18 protein-coding genes are annotated in these 15,282 nt (G+C 67.7%); 14 read left to right on the forward strand and 4 right to left on the reverse strand.

The window, feature by feature from the left end:
- Positions 1-58 precede the first annotated feature (58 nt).
- Entirely contained in the window at positions 59-619 is a 561-nt protein-coding gene (locus OHB26_RS27230; protein WP_330180094.1) for an ester cyclase, read from the forward strand.
- A gap of 21 nt (positions 620-640) precedes the next feature.
- Here the strand turns inward: OHB26_RS27230 and OHB26_RS27235 are convergent, their stop codons facing one another.
- Positions 641-1,084: a VOC family protein gene (locus tag OHB26_RS27235; protein ID WP_330180095.1), complete on the reverse strand. Its 444-nt coding sequence runs from the start codon at positions 1,082-1,084 to the stop codon at positions 641-643.
- 195 nt (positions 1,085-1,279) lie between these two features.
- On the opposite strand from OHB26_RS27235, the gene OHB26_RS27240 reads away from it, so the two are divergent.
- Positions 1,280-1,651 (forward strand): hypothetical protein, encoded by a 372-nt coding sequence (locus OHB26_RS27240; protein ID WP_330180096.1) that lies wholly within the window; start codon positions 1,280-1,282, stop codon positions 1,649-1,651.
- 28 nt (positions 1,652-1,679) lie between these two features.
- On the forward strand, positions 1,680-2,000 hold the full coding sequence (locus OHB26_RS27245; protein WP_330180097.1) for an ArsR/SmtB family transcription factor: 321 nt from the start codon (positions 1,680-1,682) through the stop codon (positions 1,998-2,000).
- A 1-nt stretch (position 2,001) separates the two neighbouring features.
- Here OHB26_RS27245 and OHB26_RS27250 read toward each other — a convergent pair whose 3' ends face one another.
- Entirely contained in the window at positions 2,002-2,949 is a 948-nt protein-coding gene (locus OHB26_RS27250; protein WP_330180098.1) for an SDR family NAD(P)-dependent oxidoreductase, read from the reverse strand.
- Between the two features lie 200 nt (positions 2,950-3,149).
- Between OHB26_RS27250 and OHB26_RS27255 the strand changes: the two genes are divergently transcribed.
- From OHB26_RS27255 to OHB26_RS27285, 7 genes are all read left to right on the forward strand, one after another.
- The gene (locus OHB26_RS27255; RefSeq protein WP_330185800.1) at positions 3,150-4,469 is read left to right on the forward strand and encodes an NAD(P)/FAD-dependent oxidoreductase; all 1,320 of its coding nucleotides are present in this window, start codon (positions 3,150-3,152) and stop codon (positions 4,467-4,469) included.
- Complete coding sequence (locus tag OHB26_RS27260) at positions 4,466-5,191, forward strand: DUF1365 domain-containing protein (protein ID WP_330180099.1); 726 nt, start codon at positions 4,466-4,468, stop codon at positions 5,189-5,191. The genes OHB26_RS27255 and OHB26_RS27260 overlap by 4 nt, the downstream gene beginning before the upstream one ends.
- A complete protein-coding gene (locus tag OHB26_RS27265) occupies positions 5,188-6,501 on the forward strand; it encodes a cyclopropane-fatty-acyl-phospholipid synthase family protein (RefSeq protein WP_330180100.1) in 1,314 nt (437 codons plus the stop codon). The genes OHB26_RS27260 and OHB26_RS27265 overlap by 4 nt, the downstream gene beginning before the upstream one ends.
- The gene (locus OHB26_RS27270) at positions 6,498-6,893 is read left to right on the forward strand and encodes a hypothetical protein (protein ID WP_330180101.1); all 396 of its coding nucleotides are present in this window, start codon (positions 6,498-6,500) and stop codon (positions 6,891-6,893) included. Before OHB26_RS27265 ends, OHB26_RS27270 begins: the two co-directional genes overlap by 4 nt.
- Positions 6,890-7,765, forward strand: coding sequence for a MerR family transcriptional regulator (locus OHB26_RS27275; RefSeq protein WP_330180102.1), 876 nt, complete (start codon positions 6,890-6,892; stop codon positions 7,763-7,765). The genes OHB26_RS27270 and OHB26_RS27275 overlap by 4 nt, the downstream gene beginning before the upstream one ends.
- A gap of 161 nt (positions 7,766-7,926) precedes the next feature.
- Complete coding sequence (locus tag OHB26_RS27280; protein WP_330180103.1) at positions 7,927-9,399, forward strand: SDR family oxidoreductase; 1,473 nt, start codon at positions 7,927-7,929, stop codon at positions 9,397-9,399.
- 106 nt (positions 9,400-9,505) lie between these two features.
- Positions 9,506-9,886: a hemophore-related protein gene (locus OHB26_RS27285; RefSeq protein WP_330180104.1), complete on the forward strand. Its 381-nt coding sequence runs from the start codon at positions 9,506-9,508 to the stop codon at positions 9,884-9,886.
- A gap of 63 nt (positions 9,887-9,949) precedes the next feature.
- On the opposite strand, the gene OHB26_RS27290 is transcribed toward OHB26_RS27285, so the two are convergent.
- Both OHB26_RS27290 and OHB26_RS27295 read right to left on the reverse strand, forming a co-directional pair.
- Positions 9,950-10,678, reverse strand: coding sequence for an anti-sigma factor (locus OHB26_RS27290; protein ID WP_330180105.1), 729 nt, complete (start codon positions 10,676-10,678; stop codon positions 9,950-9,952).
- Complete coding sequence (locus OHB26_RS27295) at positions 10,671-10,976, reverse strand: sigma factor (protein ID WP_442942725.1); 306 nt, start codon at positions 10,974-10,976, stop codon at positions 10,671-10,673. Before OHB26_RS27295 ends, OHB26_RS27290 begins: the two co-directional genes overlap by 8 nt.
- A 476-nt stretch (positions 10,977-11,452) precedes the next feature.
- Here OHB26_RS27295 and OHB26_RS27300 point away from each other — a divergent pair, with 476 nt between their 5' ends.
- From OHB26_RS27300 to OHB26_RS27315, 4 genes are all read left to right on the forward strand, one after another.
- Entirely contained in the window at positions 11,453-12,088 is a 636-nt protein-coding gene (locus OHB26_RS27300) for a fasciclin domain-containing protein (RefSeq protein WP_330180107.1), read from the forward strand.
- 183 nt (positions 12,089-12,271) lie between these two features.
- Positions 12,272-12,889 (forward strand): sigma-70 family RNA polymerase sigma factor, encoded by a 618-nt coding sequence (locus tag OHB26_RS27305; protein ID WP_442943045.1) that lies wholly within the window; start codon positions 12,272-12,274, stop codon positions 12,887-12,889.
- Positions 12,886-13,635 carry an anti-sigma factor gene (locus tag OHB26_RS27310; protein WP_330180109.1) on the forward strand — a complete coding sequence of 250 codons (750 nt, stop codon included), beginning with the start codon at positions 12,886-12,888 and terminating at the stop codon, positions 13,633-13,635. Before OHB26_RS27305 ends, OHB26_RS27310 begins: the two co-directional genes overlap by 4 nt.
- The gene (locus OHB26_RS27315; RefSeq protein WP_330180110.1) at positions 13,632-15,176 is read left to right on the forward strand and encodes a molybdopterin-dependent oxidoreductase; all 1,545 of its coding nucleotides are present in this window, start codon (positions 13,632-13,634) and stop codon (positions 15,174-15,176) included. Before OHB26_RS27310 ends, OHB26_RS27315 begins: the two co-directional genes overlap by 4 nt.
- Positions 15,177-15,282: the final 106 nt, after the last annotated feature.

The raw sequence follows: 15,282 nt of genomic DNA on the forward strand, positions 1-15,282 counted from the left end.
CGTTCGGGCGGGAGTCAGCCGACGTACCGATGGGACGGTGCGAGTGCGGAGTTCGCGGATGCTCGGCGCAGTGCTCTTCGTATGCGCCGCAACAGTGCTCGGCGCCTGCTCGACGCAGGCGAAACCATCGGCCGACCCCGTCGATCGGTCCGGCAGGCTGTTGATACCGCAGGCGGTGCACATCGACGGTGGGCTGGGTGCGGAGCAGGCCGAGCGGCAAGTGCGGGTGGCGCAACTGCTGTACACGTTCTGGAACACCGGGGATACCGGATACCTGGATCGGGCGATCGCCCCGACATTCCGGGACAACACCCTGCCGCCCGGCCGACCGCAGGGGCCGACCGGTCCCGCGACGGCCTCGAAGAGCTTCCGCACCGCCGTACCCGATCTGACCTGCGAATTGTCCGATCTCTACCTCACCGGTGACACCCTCACCGCCCGGCTGGTATTCCGAGGTCATTTCACCGGCACCTACAACGGAACCCAGGGGACAGGTCAGCCCGTCGAATTCAATGCCATCGACCTACAGCACCTCGGCGGCGACCACACCGTCATCACCGAGGACTGGCATATCGAGGACAACCTCACCTTCCTGCACCAGATCGGCCAGGCGTCCTAGCGGGAGCTACTCGACAGGTTGTCAGTCCTGAATCTGTTCGGCCAGGGAGACGATGATGCCCTCGGGGCCGCGGACGTAGGCCATCCGCCACATGCCCTCGTATTCGCCGATGCCGCCCACCAGGCCGTAGCCCGCCGCGGCGGCGTGGTCGACCGCGGCGCGGAGGTTCTGGACCTCGAAGGCGACGTTGCGCAGGCCCAGTTCGTTGGCGGGGGCGGCGGGTGAGCCCGGGAGATGGTCGGGGCGTTTGAAACTGGAGAGTTCGAGGGTGGTTCCGCCACCGGGCACCCGGAGCATGACGATCTCGGTGGCGGCCCCCTTCATTCCGATGACCGTGTCGAGGAACTCGCCTTCCACGGCCATCTTCTGATCGGCCTCCAAGCCGAGGCTGACGAAGAACGCTGTCACGGTGTCGATATCGGCGACGGTGATGCCCACATGGTCGAAGCGCTGTGCGAAACCCATGTTTGGACCGTAACACCGATTCCGTCATGCCCCCCTGACATGGCTGTACTGGGCCGGAAGGGTTGGCTGCCTGGTTGCAGAAATAGCGAACTGCATACCTTGCGGAATCCTTCAGCAAACGCGCGTGATTCGACCCGGCCCGTGTGTAGCGTCTCGGCACGCCATAACCAATGGCGATGTGAGAGAGGAAAGACCATGGCGGACATAGAGGTCACGCTCAAGGACATGATGATGCTCGATGGCGCGCTGGGCGCGGCGGTCGTCGACTACAACAGCGGTATGGCGCTCGGAATACTGGGCGGTTCACGGGATTTGGACGTCGAGGTCGCATCGGCGGGGAACACCGAATTGGTGCGGGCCAAGCTGCGCACCATGGAGCAGCTCGGTTTGGATGAAGAGATCGAAGACGTCCTGATCACGCTGGGCAGTCAGTACCATATTATTCGGCCGACGCGTGGTCGCCGGGCGCGAGGTCTGTTTCTCTATGTGGCGCTTGACCGCAAGCGTGGCAACCTCGCCCTGGCCCGGCATCGGCTGAAGGACATCGAGGAAGAGCTCGAACTCTGACCCACCTGTCGGAAAGGGTGGCCACGTAATGCCATCGATGCAGCGGCCGCTCTATCAGATGAAAGCGGAGTTCTTCAAAACTCTGGGCCATCCCGTCCGTATTCGCGTCCTCGAATTGCTCAGTGCCCGTGCGCATGCGGTCTCGGAGTTGCTGGAGGAGATCGATGTGGAGGCGGCGAACCTGTCCCAGCAACTCTCGATTCTGCGGCGTGCGGGATTGGTGCGAGCTCGCCGGACCGGATTGTCGGTCACCTACGAGCTCACCTCCCCGCACGTCGCGGAATTGCTGGCCGTGGCCCGCGCCATTCTCACCGGAGTGGTCGCGGGCCAGGTCGAAGCCCTCGGATAGATCAGCTCGATTCGAATCCGGCCGCGTTTGTGCAGTACTGCCACACATATTCGCGGTCGGTCTCGGAGGTGCGGGTGCGGGGCAGGTAGTGCTCGGGGCGGATGCGGCGGTCATGCCAGAAGTGGCCGGGCGGGACCTCGGTGGCGGCGAGCCAGAGGGCGGTGTCGGCGCCTTCGGCGGGGGTGCGCAGCAGTGGGCCGGTCAGGCGGCGGAACCGGGGGAGTGAGGTCGCCACGCCCGGTGTGTCGACCCAGCCGGGGTGCATGGAATGTACGGAAATGTGCTGTGCGGCATATCGTTCGGCCAATTTCGGGGTGAGGGCTACCTGGATGCGTTTGGTGCGGGCGTAGGCGGTCGCACCGTGGTAGTCGCCCGTGCGGTATTCGATGTCCTGGACCGGCAGGGGCTGGGAGTACATGCCGCCCGAGGACACCAGGATCACCCGGCCCGCGCCCGAGCGCTCCAGCGCGGGCGCCAGCAGTTCGGTGGCCAGTAGTGGGCCGAGAACGTGTGTGGCCAAACAGATTTCATGGCCCTGCGGGCTTTCGGCGCGAGTGCGCGGCAGCACGCCCGCGTTGTGTACCAGGATGTCCACCCGGTCGGTGTGGTCGAGCAATTCGTGTGCGAAGCGTCGCACATCGGTCAGGTCCGAGATATCGCAGCGCGCCACGCGCACGGTGGCGCCGGGGGTGTCGGCGGTGATGTCGGCGGCCGCGGCGGCCCCGCGCTCGGTATCGCGCACGACCAGGGTCACCTCCGCGCCGAGTTCGGCCATCCCGGCCGCCATGGCCTTACCGATGCCGGAGTTGGCGCCGGTGATCAGCGCGGTGCGCCCGCGCAGCGCATCCGGTGCGAGGGGTTCCCAGGACGTGCGACGCAGCAGCAGGCCGGGTTTGCCGTAGCCGAGCAGGACGGTGCGGTCGAGCAGGGTGTCGAGGCGATTGTGCATGTCGCGGGCATCTCTCGGTGGCTGGTGTCGCTGGCGGTTCGACCGGCGGAATCCGGTCGCGTCAACCGATGCATCGTTTTTGCATCGATTCAATGCTACCGTCGATCGCACGAGCCGGGCCACATCTCCGATCGGCTCGTTCGATCGCCGGAGGAAACGATGAACACGACATCTCACAGGACCGATCAGCTGTGCGCGCGCTGACCGGAGCCACCCGCCGAGTGGCGGTGATCGGCAGCGGCGTCTCGGGTCTCACCGCCGCGTGGGTATTGGCGCGCGACTCCGAAGTCGTGCTGTACGAGGCGGATTCCAGGCTCGGCGGGCACGCCCACACCCACGAACTGGCCGCGGGGCAGGACCTACGGCTGGGCGTGGATTCGGGATTCATCGTGCACAACGACCGCACGTATCCGACCCTGTCGCGACTGTTCGGCGAATTGGGAATCCGCACACAGGAATCCGATATGTCGATGTCCGTGCGCTGCGACGGCTGCGGCCTGGAGTACGCCGGAGCGAAGGGACCGCGCGGATTGTTCCCGGCGCCGAGCACCCTGCGCCGGGGCGCGTACCTGCGCATGCTCGGCGAGATCACGCGTTTTCATCGCTTGGCGCGCGCCGAGCTCGGGGGCGACGGGGACGAACTGCGCACCCTGGGGGAGTTCCTGCGCGAAGCCGCGTTCTCCGCTTACTTCACCGCGCATTTCATGGTTCCGCTGGTCGCCGCGGTCTGGTCCTGCCCGCCGAATCTGGCGCTGGAGTACCCCGCGCGTTACCTGTTCACCTTCCTCGAACATCACGGCATGCTGACCGTCTTCGGCTCACCGACCTGGCGAACCGTCTCGGGTGGTTCGGCCAACTATGTGCGGGCCGTGGCCGCGGGCGTGCACGAGGTCCGCGCGGGCGTGCCGGTGCGGTCGGTACACCGGGCCTCGCATACGGTCGCGGTGCGCGATGACGCCGACCAGGTCGAGTTCTTCGATGCCGCGATCATCGCCACACATCCGGATCAGGCACTGCGACTGCTGGATACGCCGACCGCGACGGAGTCCGCGGTGCTCGGCGCATTGCCCTACTCGCCGAATCGGACGGTGCTGCACACCGACGAATCGGTGCTGCCGCGCAGCACCGGCGCTCGCGCCTCCTGGAACTACCGACTGCCGCAATGCCACACCGCGCCCGACCGAGTACTGGTCAGCTACGACCTGTCCCGATTGCAGCGGCTGCCCGGCGGCGCGGACCGCCGCTTCCTGGTCACCCTCGGAGACGGCGACCGGGTCGCGCCCGAAGCCGTGCTGGCCACCATGGAGTACGAACACCCGCGGTACACCACCGAATCCGTGGCCGCTCGTCGTCGGCTGCCCGATCTGGGTGACCACACCGTCGCCTTCGCGGGTGCTTATCACGGGTGGGGATTCCATGAGGACGGCGCGGTATCGGGTCTGCGGGCGGCCGAACGTGTCGGCGGGCGATGGTCGGCCCGGCCGTCGGTGCCGGTGCGCTCCTCGGGGACCCGGTCATGACCCGAGCTCGGTTGGCGCGCACCGTCATCGGGCATACCCGGCGTGAACCGGTGCGACACGCATTCACCTACCGCAGCTACAGCTGGCTGGTCGACCTCGACGAACTGCCAGTACTGCCCCGGCCGCTGCGTCCGTTCGCGGGCTTCGAGGCTCGGGACCATCTCGGCGATCCGGCCGCCACGGTGCGACAGAATATCGAGGCATACCTCGCCGAGGCTGGAATCGATCTGAGCGGCGGGCAGATTCTCATGCTCACCAATGCCCGGGTTCTGGGTTATGTGTTCAACCCATTGACCGTCTTCTGGTGTCACGACCCGACCGGCCGACTGCGCTGTGTGATCGCGGAGGTGCACAACACCTATGGCGGAAGGCATCGATACCTGATTCCCCCGGAGTCGTGCGCGGAGGTGGCCAAGGAGTTCTACGTATCACCGTTCAACCCCGTATCCGGCCGCTACCTCCTGCGCCTTCCCGTCCCGGACGACCGGTTGCGACTGGCGATATCGCTCGAGAATCCCGACGGCAGAACGATATTCGACGCGACCGTCACCGGGCGCGTGGTTCCCGCGCACACCCGAACCCTGCTGCGCATCCTGTGTGCGCATCCCCTCGAAACCTGGCGGATCACCGCCCGCATCCGCCGGCAGGGCCTGCTGCTGTGGCTGCGCGGTCTGCCGATCGTTCCTCGAACCACGCCCTCGCCTCAGGAGGCTCTGCGATGACCACCACCGTGTACCCGGAGACGCCGGCCGCGCCGATGCCCGAGCAGTGGGCCGGGCTGCGGCGGGCGCCACGTGGAATCCGGCCCGCGTTGGGCAGCCCGATCGTATCGCGCCTGTTCCGAAACGCGGTGTCCCGCTTGCCTGTTCGAGTGGATCTGCCCCACGGTCGGGCACTGGGCGCGGGGGCGAACGACCCGGCGGCCCCGGTCATGGTGCTGCATGATCCGCGAGCCTTCACCGCGCGTATCGCAGCGACGGGCCTGATCGGCTTCGGTGAGGGGTACATGGCGGGTGACTGGTCCGCACCCGATCCCGCCGCGGTGCTGACCGTATTCGCCGGAGCCATCGATCGATTGGTGCCCGCACCCCTGCAATCGTTGCGATCGGCGCTGCTGCCGAGTCAGCCGCGCGCGCATCGCGCCACGGCCTCGGGGGCCGAAACCAATGCCGCGCACCATTACGACCTGTCGAACGAGCTGTTCGCGCTGTTCCTCGACGAGACGATGACCTACTCCTCGGCGCTGTTCGACCGGCTCGAACCCGCCCCGGCCTGGCGGGACCTCGCCGACGCCCAGCGCCGCAAAATCGATACGCTGCTCGACGACGCCGAGGTGGGCCCCGGCACCCGAATGCTCGAAATCGGCACCGGCTGGGGCGAATTGGCGATCCGTGCCGCCGAGCGCGGGGCAATCGTCCGATCGGTGACCCTCTCCGCGGAACAGCAGCGGCTGGCGCGGGAACGGGTGGCCGCCGCCGGGGTTGCGGAGCGGGTCTCGATCGAGCTGCTCGATTACCGCGCGGTGGACGGGGTCTACGACGCGGTGGTCTCGGTCGAGATGATGGAGGCCGTCGGATTCGAATATCTGCCGGAATACCTGCGGACGCTGACCCGCGTGCTGGCACCCGGCGGGCGCGTCGCGGTGCAGGTGATCACCATGCCGCATGAGCGGATGCTCGCCGGGCGGCGCACGCACACCTGGATTCAGAAGTACATCTTTCCGGGCGGCTTCCTGCCATCGGAAACGCTACTGGCGCAGCAGCTCTCGGAACACTCCGGGCTGGTGGCGACACACCGGCGGGCGCTGGGCGCGCACTACGCGCACACCCTGCGCCTGTGGCGGGAACGGTTCGACGGAGCCACCACCGGCGTCGAACAACTCGGCTTCGACGAGACGTTCCAGCGCATGTGGCGTCTCTACCTGGCCTACTCCGAGGCGGGATTCCGGTCCGGCTACCTCGATGTCGTGCAGTTGGTGCTCGAGCATCGCGAGGACACTGCGGCGGATCTCGGCGCGGCGGTCGCACGGTGAACGCCACCATTCCCGCGCGGCTGGTCGGCGTCGCGACGGCGGTTTACGGTGCGGCGGTGGTCATCCGGCCCGAGGTGCTGCTGCGACCGACCGGGCTGGGCAGCGGCACCGAACCCGAGTTGCGGGCCACGGCTCGGCTGATCGCACTGCGTGATCTGGTCTCGGGTCTGGCCCTGGCGATCGCGGACGATCCCGCGGCCCGCCGGACCGCCGCGATCATCCGGGTGGCCTGCGACGCGGCGGACACCTCGGTATTCGGCATCGCCCTGGACGGTCGTCGGGAACGCGTGAAAACCCTTGCGGTGACCGCGGGTTGGGGTGCGCTGTGCGCGCTGGCCGCGGGGTACGAGGTACGGGGCGGGGGCTGGCCGCGGCGTACGGCGACACCATGACAGCGCCGCCGGGCACACCCGAACCGGGCGAGTCGACCGAGTACACCGTCGGAGCGGTCGCCCGGCTGCTCGGTGTTCCGGTGGCCACGCTGCGCAGCTGGAATCAGCGGTACGGCATCGGCCCGCGGCATCATCTGCCGGGCAGACACCGCTACTACAGCGTCGCCGACCTGTCCGTCGCACGCCGGATGACCGAGCTGATCCGAGCCGGTGCGACCCCGGCCAGCGCGGCCCAGGCGGCGCTGATCGTGCTCGAACCCGCACCGGCGCCGGGTGAGTTCGGACCACTGCTCGCGGCCGCCGAGCGCATGGACGTCGCCGCGCTGGTGCGTCTCATCTCCGGGCATCTGGCTCATCACGGGGTCTGTGATACCTGGAATCGCTTGTGCCGCCCGACTTTCGAGGCGATCGTCGATCGTCAGGACGCGGGTGGCGGATATATCGATGTCGAGCATCTGCTGTCCTGGGCGGTGCTGACCGGTCTCTACCGGGGTGTTCCGGCGCTGGTGGGTCCCGGCCGCGAACCCCGCGTACTCCTGGCCTGCACCGCGGGTGAACGGCATACGCTGCCGCTGGAGGTATTGCGGGCCGCGCTGGCCGAACGTCGTTGTGCCGCTTTGCCACTCGGTGCGGACCTGCCCGCCGAGGCATTGTCCGACGCGCTGGACCGGCAGACCACGGCGAACGTCGTTGTGCTGTGGTCGCAGACCGCCGCGACCGCGACCGCGGAGTCGGTCCGGGTCGCGGAGTCGCACGGCGTGGCGGTACTGCGGGCGGGCCCTGGCTGGACGGCGGCCGAATACGCCGGTGGCGGAAGGTATCTCGGCTCACTGGAGAAGGCGCTCGCCGTGATTCTGGATGTGATTCGTTAGGCCGCGGCGAGCTGCGTCGTGGTGGCGGCAGGTAAGCGGCACTCGATGCATCGATTTCGCATCGATCGGCGTAGGCTTGTGGAGTAGCATCCCGCACTCCGGCCGTACGGCGACGATGACAACAGCGTCTCGGCTCGACCTCGAGGGAAGGTGCCAACACTATGCGCTGCGTCGTATTCGGAGCTTCCGGGTATATCGGCGGCCGCCTCGTCCCGGAATTGCTCGCCGCCGGTCACACCGTTCGAGTGCTGGCCCGCAATCCGGGCAAACTGATCGAGGCCGCATGGCGCGATGATGTCGAGATCGTCCGGGGCGACGCCGATTCCGAGGCCGATGTCGCCGCCGCGCTGTCGGGGCAGGACGTGCTGTTCTACCTGGTGCACTCGCTGACCCGAACCGATTTCGAGACCGTCGATCGTGCGGCGGCGACCACGGTGGCACGGGTGGCGGCCGAGGCGGGTATCGCGCGGATCGTCTACCTCGGCGGTATCGCCCCGTCGGGTGAACGGCTGTCCCGGCATCTGTCCTCCCGCTCGGAGGTGGGCCGGATCTTCCTCGCGGGCGCGGTCCCGGCGGTGGTGTTGCAGGCCGCGGTGATCATCGGATCGGGTTCGGCCAGCTTCGAAATGCTGCGCTATCTCACCGAACGACTGCCGATCATGATCACTCCGCGGTGGGTGCGCAATCGCATCCAGCCGATCGCCGTGCGCGATGTGCTGTACTACCTCACCCGTGCCGCGGAGCTGCCCGCCGACGTGAGCGCCGCCTTCGACATCGGCGGCCCGGAGGTGCTGACCTATGAGCTGATGATGCGCGAATACGCTCGAACCGCCGGACTCGCCCGCCGGATCATCCTGCCGGTGCCCGTGCTGACCCCGTGGCTCTCGGCCCAATGGGTCAACCTCGTCACCCCGGTGCCCCGGGCGATCGCGGTGCCGCTGATGGAGTCGCTGGTGAACGATGTGGTCTGCGCTGATCACGCGATAGCGCAATACATTCCGGATCCGCCCGCGGGGTTGACCCCCTATCGGCGCGCCCTGGAACTGGCCCTGCAACGTATCCGCGATCGCGAGGTGCCGACCCGATGGTCGGACGCCGAAACCGTTCCGGCCCCGTCGGATCCGTTGCCCACCGATCCGGACTGGTCCGGCGGTTCGCTGTATCTCGATGTGCGCGAACGGCATACGACCGCGAGTCAGGAGGCGGTATGGGGGGTGATCGAATCCATCGGGGGTGTGCACGGCTGGTACTCCTTCCCGCTGGCCTGGTCGCTGCGCGGCTGGATCGACCGGTTCGCCGGCGGTGCGGGACTGGTCCGCGGGCGTCGTGATCCGCACCGGTTGCGCGCGGGGGAGGCCCTGGACTGGTGGCGGGTGGACGCCATCGACCGTCCGAATGTGCTGCGACTGCGCGCGGAGATGCGGGTTCCCGGCCGGGCCTGGCTGGAACTGTCGGTCACCCCGGCCGCGCGCGGCGGCGCGCTCTACCGTCAGCGCGCGGTCTTCGAACCACACGGCCTGGCCGGGCATCTGTATTGGAAGACGATCGTCCCGTTCCACGCCGTCATCTTCGGCGGCATGGCGCGCAATATCACCGGCGCGGCGGAACGGGTGAGCCGCATCCAGCACCGGTGAATTCGAATTCGCACCAATCCGATCGCGGATCGGCTCCGATACCCTCCCTGGCCGTTCCGACTCGGGAGCGGTCATTCGCTGCTCCACAATTCGAGAGGGCTCGTTCATGACATCGATCAGTACCCTGCACGGAATCGGCGCCGCCTTGGCCATCGGCGGATTTGCCGCCGGGACAGCATTATTCGGGGCGGGCGCGGCCTATGCCGATCCGATGGGCGATCTCGAACCGCTGTTGAGCTCGAGCTGTTCGTTCGCGCAGATCGATTCGGCCCTGCACCAGGTGGCGCCCGATACCGCCGCGCAGTTGGACGCGGCTCCGGGGCAGAAGGCCGCATTGAAGAACGCCTACGACCAGCCGGCGGATCAGCGGCGGGCCTCCTTCCAGCAGTTGATCGCCGAACAGCAGCGAATGGGTGTCACCGCGACCGCCAATCAGGATTTCGGCGCCAAGATGAGCCAGGTGGTCGACACCTGCCACCAGTACTGAGCTGACGTATCGGCCGCCGAGGTCAACCGGTCTCGGCGCCGCAGCCGTTGTGCCATATCGGAATCAGATGATTTGCACCGCGACGACCGGGGCGGTGGTGGGTTGCGGCGAACCTCCGGCGGGTTCGACCGACAGGGCGACCAGTTCGGCATGATCGAGGCGCACGAGCAGGGGAGCTCGGTCGGTGGGCAGCGCGGCGAAGACGGTGACCGATTGTGGTTGCCCCGCCGGGAGTATCAACCACAATTGGTACGCGTGACCGGTCGGCGGATCCGGTACCGCGACGAAAGATACTGTGGCGGTGTTCAATTCGCGCGAGAATCGGACGGTTATGGTGCCGCCCCCGGTGAGTCGCGCGGTTCGGCCGTGGGTGTCGGCGTGGCTGAGCACCTGTTCGGCGGTGACGCGGCCGGATTCACCGAAACGGCCCATGGTCACCGCGATCACCGCCCCGATCGCGATCATCGCTATCAGGGCCGCCGCGGCGAGTGCCCAGCGCCGCCCGCGCACCCGATGTTCGGGCGGCGACTGCGGCGGTGTGGTGCCGAGCTGATCGTCCAGGGCGCGTTGCAGGGCCGCTTCCAGGCCGGGTGGCGCGGGATGGGCGTCCGCCGTCGTCATTACCGCCAGGGTCTCGCGAATCTCGTGGACGGCGCTGCGGAAGTCGGCCGCGGTGTTCTCGTCGGCGGCGTTCAACAACTGCTCGACCGCCTCGCGTTCACTGTCGGTGAGCGCGTCGAGGGCGTACGGGTACGCCGACTCGAGCAGGTCGGGTTCATGGTGCTCAGGCATCGTTCATCGATCCTGCCAAACAGGTCCGCAGGCGTTTCAGACCCTCGCGGATGCGTAGTTCGAGGCGCACTCGGTCAACTGCCCGGCGATGGGTGCGCATCATCGGCCAGCCGATCGGACTGGCCAGTCGTTCGTCATAGTGCGTCGCCGCGTTCCAGACGTACAGGTAGACCTCCTGGGTGATCTCCGCGGCCGCGGTATCGCGGCGCGGTACGCGCAAGGCCGGTCCGAATACTCGGTCATGGGTGGATCGGTAGCACTGGGGAAAGCGTTGCGGGCGCCGCGGCGAAATCGGCAAACAAACTGGTCAGTCGGTGCGAGGCATGGGATGTGGGGTCACGCCGCGTCACCGCGAGACTAGTTGTGCTCGTCGATCCAGGGGAAGCATCCCGCCGGTATTCAGCGTGGCGAACCGGGGAGTGTCCCCCCCGGCGCCGGCGCCGCCGCAGGTTCGGCGACGGCACCGCTGATCACGGCGTTATCACGTCGCGACCCCGGAGCTCGGCTTCGACATGCGCACTCACCCGATTTGGATTCGGCACGGAGTTTTTTCGGATTGGACCAAACCCTCGCCCGGGTCTGGGCGAAACCCTTTGTGTAGTCGTTGAATATCGACGGCCACCGGGGCCCTGAGCCAGCCCCGTGCGCGGAGATCACCGGTCGGCCCCAGTCCACCCCGACCTGATTCGGCCGGTGATCGCGCGAGACCGGGGGATTGCGAAATCTTTTACGCCCCGGGCCCTGAGACCGGGCCCGATCACAAAGGAAACGAACATGAACCTGACCCAGCGAACTCTTGCCGTGACCATCGCCCTGACCGCGGCCGCCGCCGGTATCTCCGGTTGTAGCAATGACAAGTCGGATTCGAGCAGCACCTCGACCACCACGATGGCGGCCTCCAGCTCCGCCGCGGCCGCGGCCGACCTGGTGGGTCCCGGATGCAAGGACTACGCACAGCAGGTGCCCACCGGTGCCGGATCGGTGAGCGGTATGGCCCAGGATCCGGTGGCGGTCGCGGCCTCGCATAATCCGCTGCTCACCAAGCTCGTCGCGGCGGTCTCGGGCCAACTCAATCCGCAGGTCAACCTGGTCGACACCCTCGACGGCGGACAATTCACCGTCTTCGCACCGGTGGATACGGCCTTCGCGAAAGTCCCAGCGGCTACTGTTGATTCGCTCGAGACCGATTCGGCCACGCTCACCAAGATCCTCACGTACCACGTCGTGCCCGGGCAGATCGCGCCCGACAAGATCGCCGGTGCGCATAAGACGGTCGAGGGGGGCGAGGTGACCGTCACCGGCAGCGGGGACAACCTCAAAGTCGGTGACGCCTCGGTGATCTGCGGTGGGGTGCGTACCGCGAACGCGACGGTCTACATGATCGACAGCGTTCTCATGCCGCCCGCCTGATCGGACGGTTCATACGCCATGGTCGCTCAGATTCAATACGCCGTCAGGAGACGAGGGACAGATGTCGACGCCGCGAATTCCGTTCACCCGGGCCAGAACTGGAGGAATAGCGCAGGTGCCAGCGTGACAGAGGAAGAGCATTCGCGGGTCGTACCACTGTTCCGGGATCTCGGCGGGGAATTCGTGGCCGGGGATTCGGCGCCCGGTCCGGCCTGCCCCACCGGGGGGATCGCCCGTGACGAACAGCTGACCCGGCGCCTGAGCGGTCTGGTCGTGGCGGTGGGCGGCGGTGATCGCGATGCCTTCACCGAGCTGTACCGACTGACCAGTCACCGCGTCTTCGGCCTGGCGCTACGTATGTCGCGCAATCGCGCGACGGCTGAGGAGGTCACGCAGGAGGTGTACCTCCAGGCGTGGTCATTGGCGGACCGCTACGACGAGCGCGTGTCGAGCCCGATGGGCTGGCTCATGATGCTGACCCACCGGCGCGCGGTCGATCGCATTCGGGTGGAGAACTCCGCCGCGAATCGCGAACTCGTCTACGGGCAACTACATATGGGCCGCGATCACGATGTCGTACTCGAAGCCGTCGAACAGCGGATGGACGAGTCGGATGTGCTGCGCTGCCTGGCGACATTGACCCCGCTGCAGCGCGACACCATCGCGCTCGCCTACTACGGCGGTCGAACCTACACCGAGGTCGCCGAACAACTGGGCACACCGGTGCCCACCGTGAAAACCCGTATTCGTGACGGTCTCAAGCGCCTAGCGGCCTGTCTGACAGGAGGTGAACTCCCATGAGCGCCATCGAGCGGCCCGGCATCGAGCCGGGCAGCGATCTGCTCGAGCTCGCTTACCCCTATGCGATCGACGCGGTGACCGACGGTGAACGCGAGGAGATCGAGCTGCGGCGCGCGCATGCCGATCGGCTGACCGCGGCCGAGTTCGATGCCATCGTGGCCTGGGTGCGGGAGACGATGGCGGATCTCAGCATCGCCGACTCCTGTTCTCCTCCGGCTGATCTCGAGGATCGACTGATGCGCGCCCTCGACCGGGTGACGGTGCCGCCGCCCGCCGAGACCGCTCGGCGCCGCACCCAGCCCCATCGGTGGTACTGGCTCACCGCGGCGGCCGTGGTGATCGTGGCGATCGGAATGGGGCTCGGGTTCACCGTCTTTCGATCCGCCGAGCGCCCCGCCGCCGATGTGCTCTCGGCTGCCCTGATCGATCGGCAGCCCGATATGACGGCGCGGGTGGTGCCGGTCAGCTCCGGCGGGGAGCTCGAGATTCACACCTCCGCAACACTTTCCGCCGCTTCTGTCCGGTTTCTTGCGGTTCCGGAGCCGCCCGCCGGACACACCTACCAGATGTGGCTGGTGCCGCTGGGCGGCACTCCGCGCTCGACCGCCGTACTCGATACGATCGTCGGCGATCCGCTGGTGATGCCGTTCCAGTCGGTGGACACCCTGGCGGTCACCGTGGAACCACTCGGTGGATCGCCGCAGCCGACGACCACGCCGATCGTCAGCCTCAACCTCGTCACATGAGCGCGGGCGGAGCGGGCCCGGGCGCCGGCCACCGCCGAATACGCGGTGCGGCAGCCGGACTGCTCGCGGCGGCCACTGTACTGGGCGTCGGACATCTGGCGGCCGTACTGATCGATCCGGCCTCCTCGCCGTTCTTCGTTCTGGGCGCCACCATGGTCGATCACACGCCGCATGCCTTGAAGGACGCCGCGATTCGGCGCTTCGGCAGCAATGACAAGCTCGCGCTGTTCGTCTCCATGGGCATGGTCATGGCACTGGGCGCGGCGCTGGCGGGCATGCTGGAGCGCCGTCGGCCGCTCGGGAGTCTGCTGCTGATCGGACTGGGTGCGCTGACCGTGGCCGCCGCACTGCGGCGGCCCACCGCCACCGTATGGTTCGCGGTGCCGACCATAGTCGGCATCATCGCGGGAATCGTGGCGTTGCGCACGCTGACGACCGGATCGCCCGCGCCGCGTATCGCCGAGCCGATATCGATGTCGCGCCGCCGTTTTCTGATCTCCGCGGCCGGTGTCGGCGCGATCGCGGTCGGTGCCGCGGCGGCGGGGAGGTGGCTGGGTACGCGGTTGCGCGATGTCGTCGCGGACCGGGCTCGTTTCGTACTGCCGCGGCCCGACCGATCCGCACCGGCGATCACCGAGGAGGTCCAGCCGCAGGTCGGCGGGCTCACGCCCTTCCTCACCGGCGCCGATCGCTTCTATCGGGTCGATACGGCATTGCAGGTGCCCGCGCTCACCAGCGGCGACTGGCGGCTGCGGATTCACGGAATGACCGATCGCACCGTGGAATTCGATATGGATCGACTGCGGCGGCGTGCGGCCGTCGAGCGCGTCATCACCCTGACCTGTGTGTCGAACGAGGTCGGTGGTGAGCTGGCCGGTACCGCTCGCTGGCTCGGATATCCGCTGGCCGAGCTGCTCACCGAGGCCGGTGCGCAGCCGGACGCCGATATGCTGCTGTCCCGCAGTATCGACGGATTCACCGCCGGCACACCATTATCGGCGGTTCTCGATGGGCGCGATGCCCTGCTCGCCATCGGGATGAACGGTGCGCCGTTGCCGCTCGCGCACGGCTATCCGGCGCGGTTGATCGTGCCCGGCCTCTACGGGTATGTCTCTGCCACCAAGTGGGTGGTGGATCTCGAGTTGACGCGGTTCGATGCCGTGCGCGCCTACTGGACCGAGCGCGGCTGGGCCGATCGCGCGCCGATCAAGACCGCCTCGCGGATCGATGTGCCCGCGGCATTCGCGACGGTTGCGGCCGGACCGGTGACGGTCGCGGGAACCGCCTGGGCGCAGCGGCGCGGTATCGCCGCGGTGCGGGTGCGGGTCGATGACGGGCCCTGGCAGTCCGCCACGCTCGCCGCCGAATACTCGATCGACACCTGGCGGCAATGGACCTGGCAATGGCAGGCGACCCCGGGCAATCACACGCTGCGGGTGCGCGCCACCGACGGCCGGGGCGAGCTCCAGACCGAGCAGCGCACGCCGCCGTTCCCGAGCGGTTCCACCGGCTGGCACAGCCGCGTGGTGACGGTCCGTTGACCGCCCGCCTGATCACCCGTATGTCCCCTCTCGGCCGGACGTGCGCACGTCCGGCCGAAACGTGCTGCGGCAGTGAATGAATCACGCCAATTGTCCGAATTGACTG

The sequence above is a fragment of the Nocardia sp. NBC_01503 genome, from assembly GCF_036327755.1.
Classification (GTDB): Bacteria; Actinomycetota; Actinomycetes; order Mycobacteriales; family Mycobacteriaceae; genus Nocardia.

Bases quoted from the DNA above. Each gene is read 5' to 3' on its own strand.
- OHB26_RS27230 (WP_330180094.1), top strand. From the start codon at position 59: ATGCTCGGCGCAGTGCTCTTCGTATGCGCCGCAACAGTGCTCGGCGCC.
- OHB26_RS27235 (WP_330180095.1), bottom strand. From the start codon at position 1,084: ATGGGTTTCGCACAGCGCTTCGACCATGTGGGCATCACCGTCGCCGAT.
- OHB26_RS27240 (WP_330180096.1), top strand. From the start codon at position 1,280: ATGGCGGACATAGAGGTCACGCTCAAGGACATGATGATGCTCGATGGC.
- OHB26_RS27245 (WP_330180097.1), top strand. From the start codon at position 1,680: ATGCCATCGATGCAGCGGCCGCTCTATCAGATGAAAGCGGAGTTCTTC.
- OHB26_RS27250 (WP_330180098.1), bottom strand. From the start codon at position 2,949: ATGCACAATCGCCTCGACACCCTGCTCGACCGCACCGTCCTGCTCGGC.
- OHB26_RS27260 (WP_330180099.1), top strand. From the start codon at position 4,466: ATGACCCGAGCTCGGTTGGCGCGCACCGTCATCGGGCATACCCGGCGT.
- OHB26_RS27265 (WP_330180100.1), top strand. From the start codon at position 5,188: ATGACCACCACCGTGTACCCGGAGACGCCGGCCGCGCCGATGCCCGAG.
- OHB26_RS27275 (WP_330180102.1), top strand. From the start codon at position 6,890: ATGACAGCGCCGCCGGGCACACCCGAACCGGGCGAGTCGACCGAGTAC.
- OHB26_RS27280 (WP_330180103.1), top strand. From the start codon at position 7,927: ATGCGCTGCGTCGTATTCGGAGCTTCCGGGTATATCGGCGGCCGCCTC.
- OHB26_RS27285 (WP_330180104.1), top strand. From the start codon at position 9,506: ATGACATCGATCAGTACCCTGCACGGAATCGGCGCCGCCTTGGCCATC.
- OHB26_RS27290 (WP_330180105.1), bottom strand. From the start codon at position 10,678: ATGCCTGAGCACCATGAACCCGACCTGCTCGAGTCGGCGTACCCGTAC.
- OHB26_RS27300 (WP_330180107.1), top strand. From the start codon at position 11,453: ATGAACCTGACCCAGCGAACTCTTGCCGTGACCATCGCCCTGACCGCG.
- OHB26_RS27310 (WP_330180109.1), top strand. From the start codon at position 12,886: ATGAGCGCCATCGAGCGGCCCGGCATCGAGCCGGGCAGCGATCTGCTC.
- OHB26_RS27315 (WP_330180110.1), top strand. From the start codon at position 13,632: ATGAGCGCGGGCGGAGCGGGCCCGGGCGCCGGCCACCGCCGAATACGC.